11 protein-coding genes and 1 pseudogene are annotated in these 13,432 nt (G+C 74.6%); 4 read left to right on the top strand and 8 right to left on the bottom strand.

Annotated elements, in window-relative coordinates; genetic code table 11:
* Positions 1 to 27: 27 nt before the first annotated feature.
* From AC2CJA_RS15730 to AC2CJA_RS15700, 7 genes are all read right to left on the bottom strand, one after another.
* Entirely contained in the window at positions 28 to 408 is a 381-nt protein-coding gene (locus tag AC2CJA_RS15730) for a hypothetical protein (RefSeq protein ID WP_484603333.1), read from the bottom strand.
* Positions 405 to 1,082: a DUF4389 domain-containing protein gene (locus AC2CJA_RS15725; RefSeq protein WP_484603332.1), complete on the bottom strand. Its 678-nt coding sequence runs from the start codon at positions 1,080 to 1,082 to the stop codon at positions 405 to 407. The genes AC2CJA_RS15730 and AC2CJA_RS15725 overlap by 4 nt, the downstream gene beginning before the upstream one ends.
* 47 nt (positions 1,083 to 1,129) lie before the next feature.
* Positions 1,130 to 1,651 carry a flavodoxin domain-containing protein gene (locus tag AC2CJA_RS15720; RefSeq protein WP_484603331.1) on the bottom strand — a complete coding sequence of 174 codons (522 nt, stop codon included), beginning with the start codon at positions 1,649 to 1,651 and terminating at the stop codon, positions 1,130 to 1,132.
* Positions 1,648 to 2,607 carry a universal stress protein gene (locus tag AC2CJA_RS15715; RefSeq protein WP_484603330.1) on the bottom strand — a complete coding sequence of 320 codons (960 nt, stop codon included), beginning with the start codon at positions 2,605 to 2,607 and terminating at the stop codon, positions 1,648 to 1,650. Before AC2CJA_RS15715 ends, AC2CJA_RS15720 begins: the two co-directional genes overlap by 4 nt.
* A gap of 133 nt (positions 2,608 to 2,740) precedes the next feature.
* The gene (gene ppdK / locus AC2CJA_RS15710; protein WP_484603329.1) at positions 2,741 to 5,395 is read right to left on the bottom strand and encodes a pyruvate, phosphate dikinase; all 2,655 of its coding nucleotides are present in this window, start codon (positions 5,393 to 5,395) and stop codon (positions 2,741 to 2,743) included.
* Positions 5,396 to 5,522: 127 nt separating this feature from the next.
* A complete protein-coding gene (locus AC2CJA_RS15705) occupies positions 5,523 to 6,380 on the bottom strand; it encodes a universal stress protein (RefSeq protein ID WP_484603328.1) in 858 nt (285 codons plus the stop codon).
* A gap of 544 nt (positions 6,381 to 6,924) precedes the next feature.
* Positions 6,925 to 8,643: a sensor histidine kinase gene (locus AC2CJA_RS15700; RefSeq protein WP_484603327.1), complete on the bottom strand. Its 1,719-nt coding sequence runs from the start codon at positions 8,641 to 8,643 to the stop codon at positions 6,925 to 6,927.
* Between the two features lie 327 nt (positions 8,644 to 8,970).
* Between AC2CJA_RS15700 and AC2CJA_RS15695 the strand changes: the two genes are divergently transcribed.
* Positions 8,971 to 9,255: a DUF1540 domain-containing protein gene (locus AC2CJA_RS15695; RefSeq protein WP_484603326.1), complete on the top strand. Its 285-nt coding sequence runs from the start codon at positions 8,971 to 8,973 to the stop codon at positions 9,253 to 9,255.
* 217 nt (positions 9,256 to 9,472) lie between these two features.
* Positions 9,473 to 9,673 (top strand): annotated as a pseudogene (locus tag AC2CJA_RS15690) (DUF1918 domain-containing protein); the annotation flags it as partial.
* 105 nt (positions 9,674 to 9,778) lie between these two features.
* Here AC2CJA_RS15690 and AC2CJA_RS15685 read toward each other — a convergent pair.
* Positions 9,779 to 10,033 (bottom strand): DUF1876 domain-containing protein, encoded by a 255-nt coding sequence (locus tag AC2CJA_RS15685; protein WP_484603325.1) that lies wholly within the window; start codon positions 10,031 to 10,033, stop codon positions 9,779 to 9,781.
* A 351-nt stretch (positions 10,034 to 10,384) separates the two neighbouring features.
* Between AC2CJA_RS15685 and AC2CJA_RS15680 the strand changes: the two genes are divergently transcribed.
* Both AC2CJA_RS15680 and AC2CJA_RS15675 read left to right on the top strand, forming a co-directional pair.
* The gene (locus tag AC2CJA_RS15680) at positions 10,385 to 11,929 is read left to right on the top strand and encodes a bifunctional aminoglycoside phosphotransferase/ATP-binding protein (protein ID WP_484603324.1); all 1,545 of its coding nucleotides are present in this window, start codon (positions 10,385 to 10,387) and stop codon (positions 11,927 to 11,929) included.
* A 79-nt stretch (positions 11,930 to 12,008) separates the two neighbouring features.
* Positions 12,009 to 13,373, top strand: a complete 1,365-nt coding sequence (locus AC2CJA_RS15675; protein ID WP_484603323.1) for a nicotinate phosphoribosyltransferase — start codon at positions 12,009 to 12,011, stop codon at positions 13,371 to 13,373.
* Positions 13,374 to 13,432: the final 59 nt, after the last annotated feature.

Here is a 13,432-nt window from a genome sequence, read left to right as displayed (position 1 = left end):
CGCGGGGCCCGCGCACACCGGCCCGGATCAGTACAGCGAGGCGGGCCAGGTCAGCGTCACGGCCAGGATGACGCCCGCGTCCAGCGCGATGCCCAGCAGCAGCCAGGGGTTGAACCAGATCACCTTCAGCACCAGCCCGCCGGCCGCCGCCACCACGGCCGCCGGAGCCCACCAGCCGGCGTCCGCCAGCAGGGCCACGCCCGCGATGGCGTACAGCAGGGCCGTGATGGCGGCCAGGGCGGTCGCCGCGGCCTTCGAGGTCTCCTCGGTCACGCGGGCCGCGGCCAGCGCCCAGGAGTGGCCGGGGGTGAAAGGGGGCGGGTTGTCCGGGTCCGCAGGGGTCACCCAGACCCTGAAGTGCACCAGGGCGTGCGTGATGAGGAGGATCACCACCAGTGCCCTGATCACGGCGCGGGCTCCGGCTCCCTGCCGCCCTGGTCCAGCCGGAAGGGCGGGTAGGCGTCCGTCATCAGCGCCGCGTAGACGGTCACCCGCAGCACCCAGCGGTTGAGTCCGACCAGCAGGTCGAACAGGCCCCGGGGGTAGGTGCCGGTGAAGGCCTTGGCGATGATCGCGAAGAACGCCAGGACCATGATGAGCCCCGCGGACCAGAACCACTGACCCTCCATGCCGCCTCCGCCCCCGTCGCCGCCTCCGCCGGTGAGGAAGGCGACCACGATGTAGTGCGGGATCGCCAGCAGCCACCACTTCACCAGCACCAGGCCGCGCGAGAGCCGCCCGGGGTGGTCGATCTCCAGCCGCGCCGGATAGTCCGGCTCCGGGCCCAGGCTGAAGGGCGGGTAGCGGTCGGTGGCGAACGCGCCGGTGGAGTAGAAGGCCACCCGCCAGCTCCAGCGCAGCACACCGGTGTTGAAGTCGAACAGCGGCCTGGGGTAGCGGGCGGTGAACAGGATCGCGAAGAACGCGATCACGGCCACCACGAAGAACGCGATCCACAGGAAGAACAGCACGACGAAGTGCGGGATCAGCAGGAGCCACTTCACCAGCCACAGCCACCTCGACAGCGGTCGGTCCAGCTCCGCCTCCACCGTCATGGGCCGGCGGGCCCCGGTTTCCGCCATGGGGAACACGATGATCAGCTCCTTCGTTCTCTGGTGTCCGCGGGCGCTCAGGGGCTGCCGGTGGCCGGGAGCGGGGAGTCCGCGACGGTGTCGGCGAAGGCGTCGACCGCGTCCCAGTCGCGGTAGTCGCCGTAGCGCAGGCCCATCGCCCGGAAGATCGCACGTCCGGCGCCGGGCAGGTGCTCCGGCGCGACGACCCCGGAGAACATGGCATGGTCGCGGGGCGAGAGGTCGGCCAGGACCTCCTCGGTCACCTTCGGCTCCTCCCGGGCGGCCATGGGCCCCCAAGGGCCGCGCAGGGCGGCGGGCATGCCGACGCTGAAGATCCACACCGGCCGTCCGGCCAGCAGCTTCCGGTGGGTGTGGACGAATCCGGTGGCCTCTGGCAGCCAGGCCATTCCGTGGACGGCGCTGCCCAGCACATAGGCGTCGTAGCCGCCCGCGTCGCCGACCGCGTCCAGGGAGGCGGTCTCGGCTCCGACGCCCCGCTCGGCCAGCCGGGCGGCGATGCGCTCGGCGATCTCGCGTGTGGAGCCGTGGGCGCTGGCGTATCCCACCAGTACGGTCATGTCGCCTCCTGATCGCCGTGGTCCCCGTCGTCCCCGCCGTGCTCCCCGCCGAGCGGGACCGGCACCACCAGAACCGGACAGCGGGCGTGGTGGAGCAGGGAGTGCACCACCGGGCCCAGCCGCATCGCCAGCCGTCCGCGCCGCCGGTGGACGGCGACCACCACCACGTCCGCCGCCTCGCTGGCCTCGACCAGCGCGGGGGCGGCTGCACCGTTTACGGCCCTGACCTCCGCGCGCACCCGCGGATGGCGGAGGCGGAACGGATCCAGCACTCCTTCGGCCGCGGCCGTCTCGGCGCGCGCGACCCGGGCGATGTCCTCGCGCCGCGGGCTGGTGGGCACCAGCGGTTCCCCGGGCGGGGCGAGATGCCGGTAGACCCAGGCGTGCAGCGCCACCAGGCGCGCCCGCCGGGCGGCGGCCTCGCGGAAGGCCAGGCCGACCGCGTCGGCGTCGGCCGCGCCCTCCAGGCCCAGCAGCACGGTGCCGTGGAGGACACGTTCGTGCTCCGGCGGCAGGTCGCCGCGCACCACCAGCAGCGGTCCGGCGGTGTGTGCGGCCACCCGCAGGCCCACCGACCCCAGCAGCAGGCCGGTGAAACCGCCCAGCCCGCGGGAGCCGACCACGGTCAGGCCGGCCCGGTGGCTCAGACGCACCAGGGCGTCCGGGGCATCCTCGTCCACGGCCGAGGCCGCCACCTCCAGCCGCGGGGCCAGGCGCCGGGCACGCTCGGCGGCCGACTCCGCCAGCGCCCGGGCTTCCTCGCGGGAGGGGGTGTGCGCGGCCGGTTCCGTCCCGGTCTGCGGGAGCGCCGCCCAGGGGCGGCCGTGCACGACCTCCAGCGGCACCCCGCGGCGCCGTGCCTCGGCCGCCGCCTGTTCCAGCGCCAGCTCTGCGTGCCGGGAGCCGTCCACTCCGACGGCCACATGGCCCCGGGGCCCGGCTGTGTTGGCGTCCATGGCCGCTCCTCCCGTTCCACCACACGGAGCGGGCGTTTCACCCGCATTCCTCCAGCCTTACCGGAAAAGTCCATCTCCGCCTGAGATCAGGCGCCCTTCCGGTGGGCCATTCGGCCCTGCGCGCCGGTGGAGGTCACGCGGTCGACGACCACGCACGGCCGGGTTCCAGGGCCGCGCGGGCCGCCTCCAGACGGGCGACCGGCACCCGGAAGGGGGAGCAGGAGACGTAGTCCAGCCCCACCCGGTGGAAGAAGTGCACGGAGTCGGGGTCGCCGCCGTGCTCGCCGCACACCCCCACCTTCAGCCCCGGCCGGGCCGTCCGGCCCTCCTCCACCGCGATCCGCACCAGCCGGCCCACGCCCTGCCGGTCGAGCGTCTCGAACGGCGAGTCCCGCAGGATGCCCCGCTCCAGATAGGCGGAGAAGAACGAGGCCTCCACGTCGTCGCGCGACAGTCCCCAGGTGGTCTGGGTCAGGTCGTTGGTGCCCAGGGAGAAGAAGTCGGCCTCGGCCGCGATCCGGTCCGCGGTCAGCGCGGCCCTGGGCAGCTCGATCATCGTGCCGACCGGGCAGACGACCTCCACGCCCGTCTCCCGGGAGACCTCGGCCAGTACGGCGTCCACCTCCTCGCGCACCAGCCGCAGCTCGTCGGAGGTGTCCACCAGCGGCACCATGATCTCCGCCCGCGGGTCCCCGCCGTCGCGCAGCCGCCGTGCCACGGCCTCGCCCACCGCCCGTACCTGCAGGGCGATCAGCCCCGGCACCACCAGGCCCAGCCGCACCCCGCGCAGCCCCAGCATCGGGTTGTGCTCGTGCATGCGCTCCACGGCGCTCAGCAGCCGCACGTCGCGCGGGTCCGGCTCGCCTCCGGCGGCCTCGGCGGACGCCACCCGCACCGCCAGCTCGGTGTGGTCGGGCAGGAACTCGTGCAGCGGCGGGTCCAGCAGGCGGATGGTCACCGGCAGGCCGTCCATGGCCTCCAGCATGGCGGTGAAGTCCTCGCGCTGCGGCGGCAGCAGCTCCGCCAGCGCCTTCTCGCGTCCGGCGTCGTCCTCGGCCAGGATCATCGCCTCCACCAGCCGCCGCCGCTCGCCCAGGAACATGTGCTCGGTGCGGCACAGGCCGATGCCCCGCGCGCCGAAGCGGCGGGCGCGGGCGGCGTCCTGCGGCGTGTCGGCGTTGGCCCGCACGCCCAGACGGCGCGTGGCGTCGGCGTGCTCCATCACCCGGGCCACCGCGTCGACCACGCCCGGGAGCCGCTCCCCGGTCTCGAAGTACCGCATCACCGGGGAGCCCACCAGGGGCAGCTCGCCCAGGTGGACGGCGCCGGCCGACCCGTCCACGGAGACCGTCTCCCCCTCGGCCACCACCGTGTCGCCCACGGTGAAACGGCGCGCGGCGGCGTCGATCTCGACGGCCTCCGCGCCGCACACGCACACCCGTCCCATACCCCGGGCCACCACGGCCGCATGGCTGGTCTTGCCGCCCCGGCTGGTCAGGACCGCCTGGGCGGCCACCATCCCCGGCAGGTCGTCGGGCGTGGTCTCGCCGCGCACCAGCACCACCTTCTCCCCGGCCGCCGCCCGCCGGGCGGCCTCGGCGGAGTCGAAGACCACCGCACCGAAGGCCGCGCCGGGGGACGCCGGCACCCCGCGGGCCAGCGGCTCCCCGGCCCCGGCGGTGTCGAAGCTCGGGAACATCAGCCGGGCGAGCTGCTCACCGCTCACCCGGTCCAGGGCCTCGTCCCAGCCGACCGTCCCCTCGTCCGCCAGCTGGGCGGCGATGCGGAACGCGGCCTCGGCGGTGCGCTTGCCCACCCGGGTCTGGAGCATCCACAGCCTGCCGCGCTCGATGGTGAACTCGATGTCGCACAGGTCCCGGTAGTGGTTCTCCAGGGTCTCCATGATCCGCATGAGCTCGTCGTAGGACTTCTTGTCGACCGTCTCCAGCCCCGCCAGCGGCACGGTGTTGCGGATGCCGGCGACGACGTCCTCGCCCTGGGCGTCGGCGAGGTAGTCGCCGTAGACCCCCCGCAGCCCGGTGGCCGGGTCGCGGGTGAAGGCGACGCCGGTGCCGGAGTCGGGGCCGAGGTTGCCGAAGACCATCGCCTGGACGTTGACGGCCGTGCCCAGGTCCTCGGGGATGTGTTCGCGGCGGCGGTAGACACGGGCGCGCTCGGTGTTCCACGAGGAGAACACCGCGCGCACCGAGCGCCGCAGCTGCTCGGCCGGGTCCTGCGGGAACTCCTCGCCCGTCCGCTCGCGCACGATGCGGCGGAAGTCCTCCACCAGCAGCCGCCGCTGCCCCGGGTCGGGCCGGCGGGCCAGCGCCCCGGCGAACAGCGCCCCGTCGATCCCCATCACCGTGGTGCCGAACATCTGGATCAGCCGCCGGTAGGAGTCCCAGGCGAAGTCCTCGTGCCCGGAGGTGCGGGCCAGCCCGTGCACGGAGGCGTCGTTCAGCCCGATGTCGAGGATCGTCTCCATCATCCCCGGCATGGAGTAGCGCGCGCCGGAGCGCACCGACAGCAGCAGCGGGTCCTCCGGATCGCCCAGTGTGCGCCCGGCGGTCCGCTCCAGCGCCGCCAGATGCCCGGCCACCTCCTCCACCAGCCCCTCGGGCTCGGTGCCGGTGGCCAGATAGGCCCGGCACGCCTCGGTGGTGATGGTGAAACCGGGCGGCACGGGCAGGCCGATACGGGTCATCTCGGCGAGATTGGCGCCCTTGCCCCCGAGCAGGTCGGCCTGCTCCCGGCCCCCCTCGGTGAAGTCCTGGACGTAACGGACCATCTCTGGTGCCTCCTCAGCGGCTCGGCGCCCGTACGGGCCTGGGCCCGGCGGAACACCTCGGCTAACAGGGTTGCGGCACCGGCGCGGGGACCTGCCGCGAAGGACGGCCCTGCGCACCGGGTGGGGCTCAGCCGTGCGGTACGACGGCCACCGGCGCCGGCGAGTGGTGCATCAGGGCGTGGGTGACCGGTCCGGTGTGGAAGCCCGGCCGGGCGCGGCGGTTGCGGCGCCCCACCACCAGCAGGGAGGCGTTCTCGGCGGCCTCCAGCAGATGGTGTGCGGCCCTGCCGACCACGGCCTGCGGCCTCACCTCCACCTCCGGGTGCCCCTCCCGCCAGGGGGCCAGCACCCGGGCCAGGGCGTCGGACTTCTCCTCGGCCAGGTCGTCGATCAGATAGGGGTTCACGGCCACCGGGTTGATGCCGTACACCGGTGGCGGGTCCCAGCCGTGGACCACCGTCAGCGGCACCCCGCGCCGGGTGGCGGCGTCGAAGGCGAACTCCAGCAGCTCCTCGCGCGGCCTGGCCAGATCCAGCCCCGCCACCACGTCACCGGTGTCCTGCTCGGCCGTCCCGGCCCGCACCAGCACCACCGGGCACCCCACGTGCGCCACGGTGGACAGCGCCACCGAGCCCACCAGGAACCCCGTCAGCGTCCCCCGCCCCCGCGAACCCAGGACCAGCAGCTCCGCCCCGCCCACCGAGTCCCTGATCGCCTCGGCCGGGCGGCCGGCCAGCCGCTCCACGGCGACCTCCAGCGGAGGGTGCTTGCGGGCCAGGTCGGCGGCCGTCTCGTCCGGCAGGGCCTCCCACCGCTCCCGCGCCTCGGTGTCCATCCCGGACAGCAGCTTCGGGTGGGAGCCGTCCTCCTTCACGTGCAGGAGCCGCAGCGGCAGCGCGCGGCGCAGCGCCTCGCGGGCCGCCCACTCGGCGGCGGCCAGACTCTCGCGCGAGCCGTCCAGGCCCACGGTGACGGTGCGGGTCATGGTGTGTACCTCCAAGCCTTCCCTGCGGAGCGACCGTCCGCTCCACCTCCAGGCTGCGGCCGGGTACCCGCCACCGCGAGGGGACACAGGTCCCGGCGGGCGGGACCGACCGGTCTGCCGGGCCGCCCGCGCCGCCGGCGTCACCGCCTTCACCGCCGGGGCCCTGGCCGGCAACCACACGGTACGGAAGGTCTTCGCCGACCTCGGGCTGCGCACCCCCGCCGCCACGACGCCGGCCGGGGCGCCGCCCTGCTCGACGCGCGCGGCCACACCACCTTCGGCGGCCGGCTGGGCGAGGACGCGCGCGGTTTCATCGCCCGGCAGATCGTCAGGCAGAACAAGGGCGGCGACTTCCGCGACCGCGAGCACATCCGCCGGTGGGCGCGCTCGGTCACCGCCGAACTCACCGAGGCGGCCCAGAACACCCGAGCACCCGAGCACCCGAGCACCCGGAAGCCACCCTGTCCTCCCTCGCGTCCCGGGCGCGGGACATGGCACAGGACACGGCGAGGCCCCGGGGCCCGGGGCCTCGCGGGCCGGCCTCTCAGACCCCGCCGTCCAGCGGCACCCGCCACACCAGGCGGGAGCCGCCGGACAGCGGCCTCTCCACCAGCAGCTCGCCGCCGAGCTTCTCGGCCCGCTCCGCCAGGTTCACCAGCCCGCTGCGGCGGCCGTCCTCCGGAATGCCCACCCCGTCGTCGGCCACCGTGGCGGTCAGGGAGCCGCCCGCCACCACCAGCGAGACCTCGGCCACCGCGGCCCGCGCGTGCCGTGCCACGTTCGACAGCGCCTCGGCCAGTACCGCCACCACATGATCGGCCACAACCGGCGGCACGTCGGTGTCCACCAGGCCCTCCATGCGCAGGGCCGGGGTGAAGCCCAGGTTCCCCACGGCCTCCTCCACCAGCCGGGCCACCCGCACCCGCAGCCCCTGCCGCCGGGTGCGGCCGTCGCCGTGGCTGCGCAGGCCGAAGATCGTCGATCTGATGATCTTGATGGTCTCGTCCAGGTCGTCCACGGCCCGCAGCAGCCGCTCGCTCGCCTCCCGGTGCTGGACGAAACGCACCGCGCTCTGCAGCGTCATGCCCGTGGCGAACAGCCGCTGGATGGCCAGGTCGTGCAGATCGCGGGCGATGCGGTCGCGGTCCTCCAGCAGGGCCACCTGCTCGGCCGCGCGGCGCCGCTCCGCCAGTTCCATGGCCACCGCGGCCTGTCCGGAGAACGAGGCCAGCGGCGCCGTCTCCGTATCCGTGAACGGCGCACGCCTCTCCCCGCGCGCCAGCAGCAGCACACCGCGCACCCCGTCGCCGGCGCCCATCGGCACCGCCACCGCCGGCCCCGTGCCCTTCCAACGTCGCGCGCCCGCCGAGGCACGGGGGTCGTTCGCGATGTCGGCGCTGGTGATCGCCTCGCCGGTGGCCAGCGCCGCCCCCACGAAGGACCCCTCCGCGGGCAGCACCAGTCCGCGGAACTCCTCGCTGCCCTCTCCCTCGGCCAGCGCCACCTGGAGGTTGCCGGTGTCCTCCAGCGGCAGGGCCAGTACACCCAGGTCGGCGGCGAGGATGTGGCGCGCGTGATCGACGACCAGTGCCAGCACCTCCTGCTCGTCCGCCCCGGACAGCAGTCCGGCGGTGATCTCGGCGTTGGCCTCCATCCAGCGCTCGCGGTTGCGGGCCTGCTCGTAGAGGCGGGCGTTCTCGATGGCCACGCCCGCCGCCACGGCGAGGGTGGAGAGCACCGCCTCGTCCTCGGCGTCGAACTCCGCGCCGCCCCGCTTCTCGGTCAGGTAGAGGTTGCCGAAGACCTCCTCGCGCACCCGGATCGGTACGCCCAGGAAGGAGTGCATCGGCGGATGGCCGGGCGGAAAGCCCGAGGAGTTGCGGTGCTCGGCCGGATCCGGGATGCGCAGCGGCTCCGGGTGGCGGATCAGCTCGCCCAGGAGGCCGTGGCCCGACGGCAGCGGGCCGATGGCCTCGACCGTCTCCTCGTCGATGCCCACCGGGATGAACTGGGACAGCCGGCCGTCCTCGCCGATGACACCGAGGGCGCCGTACTCGGCGTCGACCAGCAGCACCGCGGCCTCCACGATCCGCTGGAGCGCGTGGGCCAGGTCCAGCTCCTGCCCCACCGACATCACGGCCTCGAGCAGACTGTGCACCCGGTCCCGGGTGCCGCGCACCGCGTCGACGCGAGCCTGCAGCTCGTCCAGCAACTCGTCCAACTGCAGCCGGGGCAGACGCCCTGCGTCCTTCTCGCTCCCCATGCCCACCGGTCCTTCCGTCAGGCCCCAGAGCCTCTGCCCAAAGGTATCGGTTCACCCGGGTGGGCCGCTGCCCCGCCTCGGGACGTCCGGTCCGGGTGATCTTTTTGGTCTCCAAGAAGTCTGCGATATGAACTGCTTGGCACACTATTCATGGGCACAAGGGCCAGACGGTCTCTCCCCACTCCGCCCATCGGGTGAACTGCGGTGCTCCGGAGGCAGGCACCACCGCCGGCCGGGAAGGTCTCCGCCTCGGGCGGCCCTCACCCGGGCCGACCGCCCCGGACACCGGAAGCGCCCGAGGACACCCGAAGAGCACTGGAGAGATCCATGGAGATGCCCGCTGTGACCGAATGCGCCGTGGAGCCCTGCGCGTACAACAGGGAGCACGCCTGCCACGCGCTCGCCATCACCGTCGGCGACCCCCAGCAGGCCCAATGCGACACGTTCTTCACCGCCCCGCGCAAGGGCGGCAGCCCGGAGGCCACCGCGCACGTCGGGGCCTGCAAGATGTCCGACTGCCGGCACAACACCGACTTCGAGTGCCAGGCGACCGGCATCTCGGTGGGCGCCCTGCGCGGCACGGCCGACTGCCTGACCTACTCCCCGAACTGACCCGGCCCCGAGCAGGCCCCGTCGGCCCTCACCGTCTCCACGTCCCGCCCGCCGCCGGGCCGCGTCAGCACATCCGGAACGGAGACCGCCAGCGGAATTCCACCAACCGGTTGCGGGTACGGGGCTGCGGGGGGCCGGGGGGGGTCCCGGGGCGCCCGGGGGCCGGACCACGGCATCTGGGTGCGGGCGCTGGAGAGTTCGGAGAGCGGTGACGAGCATGCACGCGGAACTGGGAGACGAGCTGATCATCGAGAGCCCCGCCACGGGCATCGCCCGGCGGGACGGCGAGATCGTCGGGCTGCACCACGGCGACGGGACACCGCCGTACGACGTGCGCTGGTCGGACACCGGCCGGGTCTCGCTGGTGTTCCCCGGGCCCGACGCCCACGTCCGCCATCTGCACCACCGCGGGGAGCCGGGCGCAGCCGGCCGGGACTGACCAGGCCGGACCCGGTACGGTGCGCCAAGGCTCGATGTCGAGCACCTCACTCGGCAAACGGCGCGGGGTGCCGGAGGCCAGAGGTCAGGGCCCGGGGTGCGCGACGCCCTCGATGTCGGTGCGCGCGACGCTCAGCAGCTTCTGCGCCAGGTCGTTCATCGCGCGTCCCGCCGCGAGTTCGTCGCCGATCTCGGGGATGTCCCTGTCGTGCGGGTTGCGCCGTGCGACGCCCTGCCCGCTGATCTCCGTGCCCCCGAGATCCATGACCGCGTGGGCCTTCGTCATGCCTTCCTCCTCGGAGAGGTGGAGGCTGACCTTCCAGTCCTGTGTGTGAGCCATCGCCTGCTCCCTGGGGTGGTGCGGTCCGGTGCGGTCCGGACGCGTTCGTCCCGGTCCGGTGCCGGCGCGCGGCGCGGCCTCCGCGGCCGCGCCTTCCCGTGGCGTTCCCCGTCCACCCGGCACCGCCGACGCCTCCGGGGCGCGCGGTGAACACGCCTCCGGCCTCCTCCTCCCACGGTAACCCCGGTGCCACGGGGCTTCCATCGGACGGTGCACGGCCCGCGCCCCGGCCCGGACGGGTGCGGGTTTCCTCGGCCGTCTCCCCGGTACTCCCCACCGGGCGGCGGCCGCCGCCCGGTGGGGAGTACGGCACGACTTCGGCACGCTCGACGGCAGCCAGGGAGCCACAGGATGACCACACCCCCGACCTCCGGCCCCCGCCCACCGCGGGCGGAGGTCCACGAGACCCACACGGCGGTGCTGTTCTTCCTCGAGGACCGCGCCTACAAGCTCAAGAAGCCGGTCGGCCTGGGGTTCGTGGACTTCACCACCCTGGCCGCCCGGCGGCGGGGGTGCGAGCGGGAGATCGACCTCAACCGCCGTTTCGCACCCGACGTCTACCTGGGGCTCGCGGAGGTCCACTGCCCCTTCGACCCCCCTTCCGGACAGGAGGGGGGCGGCGGGCCCGAGCCGGTCGTGGTGATGCGCCGTATGCCGGCCGAGCGCCGGCTGGCGGCCCTGGTGCGCCGGGGCGCGGACGTGCGGGAGCCGCTGCGGGCCGTGGCACGGCTGCTGGCGGCGCGGCACGCGGACTCCCCGCGCGGTCCGGAGGTGGTACGCGAGGGCACCCGGGACGCGCTCGCCGAACGCTGGGAGGCGAACTTCGCCGGGGTCCGCGCCCTCGAGGGCGCGGTCGAACTGCCCGAGGGGGTGTCCGAGGCCGAGCGGCTGGTGCGCCGCTACCTCGGCGGCCGCGAGGTGCTGTTCGAGACGCGCATCCGCCGGAACCGGGTCGTCGACGGGCACGGCGACCTGCGGGCCGAGGACGTCTTCTGCCTCGACGACGGCCCGCGCGTGCTGGACTGCCTGGAATTCGACGACCGGCTGCGCCGCGTCGACGGCCTGGACGACGCGGCGTTCCTGGCGATGGACCTGGAGCAACTGGGCGCGCCGGACGCGGCGGCGTTCTTCCTGGCCCGCTACAGCGAGTACTCCGGGGATCCCGCGCCGCTCTCCCTGTGGCACCACTACGTGGCCTACCGCGCCTTCGTCCGCGCCAAGGTCTCCCTCATCCAGGCCGTCCAGGGCGCGCCCGAGGCGTGGGGGGAGGCGCGGGGGCTGGTGGCCGCGGCCCTGCGCCACCTGCGTGCCTCCGCCGTACGCCTGGTCCTGGTCGGCGGACTGCCGGGCCGCGGCAAGTCCACCCTCTCGGGGGCCCTGGCGGACCGGATGGGCGTCACTCTGCTCAGCAGCGACCGCGTCCGCAAGGAGCTGGCGGGCATCCCGGCCGAGCGGCCGGCGCCCGCCCCTTATGGCGAGGGCCTGTACACGCCCGAACGGACGCGTGCCGCCTACGCGGCCCTGCTGGACCGCGCGGCCGCCCTGCTGCCCTCGGGCGAGTCGGTGGTGCTGGACGCGAGCTGGACGGACCCGGAGCAGCGGGAGGCGGCCCGGCGAACCGCCGAGCGCGCCGGTGCGGAGCTGGTGGCCCTGCACTGCCGGACGCCGGGCGATGTGGCCGCCTCCCGGCTGGCAGGCCGCGAGCCGGGGGTGTCCGACGCCGGGGCGGAGGTGGCCGCCGCGATGGCGCGGCGGGAGGCGCCGTGGCCGGAGGCCGTCACCGTGGACACCTCCGGCCCGCTCCGGGTGGCCGCCGACCAGGCGCTGGCGGCCGTGTACCCGTACGGTGCCGGGCCCGTACCGGCCTTCCGCCGCCCCTACATGGAGCCGGGCTGACGGACGGGGCGGCAGAGCTCCTCGCGGAGGTGCGCCGTGTGGAAGTGCGCCGGGCCGCGCACGGAAGGAGGATGCGGACATGACCGGACAGATGACCGTCCCCGGAGCGCTCACCACGGACCTGTACGAGGTGAGCATGGCCCTGGCCTATCTGCGCGAGGACATGACCGGCGAGGCCGTCTTCAGTCTGTTCGTGCGGAAGCTGCCGCCGCACCGCGGCTTCCTGGTGGCGGCGGGGCTGGAGTCGGCGCTGTCGTACCTGGAGGGGCTGCGGGTGGGCGCGAGCGAGGCCGCCGCCTTCGCCGAGGCGCTGCACCGCCCGGCGGAGGACCTGGAGCCGATGCGGGGGCTGGAGTTCACCGGTGAGGTGCGGGCGGTGCCCGAGGGCCGGATCGCGCTGGCGGGCGAGCCGCTGCTGGAGGTGACCGCGCCGCTGCCGCAGGCGCAGCTGGTGGAGACCTGCCTGCTCAACCAGCTCAGCCACCAGACGGCCGTCGCGTCGAAGGCCGCGCGCTGCGTCCTGGCCGCCGCCGGCCGTCCGGTGGTGGACTTCTCGCTGCGCCGCACCCACGGGGTCGAGGCGGGCTTGCGCATGGCCCGGCTCGGCGCTCTGACGGGTTTCGCCGGGACCAGTGATGTGGCCGCGTCCGCCGCTTACGGCATCCCGGCCGTGGGCACCATGGCGCACTCCTTCGTTGAGGCGTACGAGGACGAGGAGGCGGCGTTCCGCGCCTTCGCCCGGGTCCATCCGGGACCGGTGACCTTCCTCGTGGACACCTACGACACCGAGGAGGGCGTGCGGACGGCGGCACGGGTGCTGCGCGACCTGGGGTACGGGCCCGGCTGCGCCGTCCGGCTCGACAGCGGTGATCTGGGGGAGCTGGCCGTACGCGCGCGGCGGGTCCTGGACGGGGCCGGGCTGGAGGAGGTGCGGATCACCGCCAGCGGAGGCCTGGACGAGTACGGCGTCGACCGCCTGGTGCGCTCGGGCGCCCCGATCGACACCTACGCCGTGGGCACCCGTGTCGGGGTCTCGGCCGACGCCCCCTATCTGGACTCCGCCTACAAGCTGGTGTCCTACGAGGGCCGGCCGGTGATGAAGCTGTCGGCGGCCAAGGTGACCGCCCCGGGGGCCAAGCAGGTCTTCCGCGGCCCGGGCTTCGCCGATGTCGTCGGACTGCGGGACGAGGCTCCGCCGCCCGGCGCCGAACCGCTGCTGGAGACGGTGATGACCGGCGGCCGTCGCGTCGCGGCCCCCTCGACCCTGACGGCCGTCCGCGAGCGGTTCGAGGCCGACCTGGCCCGGTTGCCCGATGAGGCGCGGCGTGTGGTGGATCCGGTACCGCCGGAGCCCGTCGCCTCCGAGGCCCTGTCGCGTCTGACCGCCGAGGTGCGCTCCCGTATCGAGGAACGGGTGTTCGCCGGCCGCGGGGCGGGGGGCTGACCCGCGGGAACCGCCGGCCGGCGGCGCGACGGGCCCCGGCCGGTCGCCTGGTCGCCGCC

The sequence above is a fragment of the Streptomyces sp. ATLC9 genome (assembly GCF_057196705.1).
The sequence above is the reverse complement of the archived record's forward strand: the minus strand, read 5'-3'. Positions and strand labels throughout refer to the sequence as shown.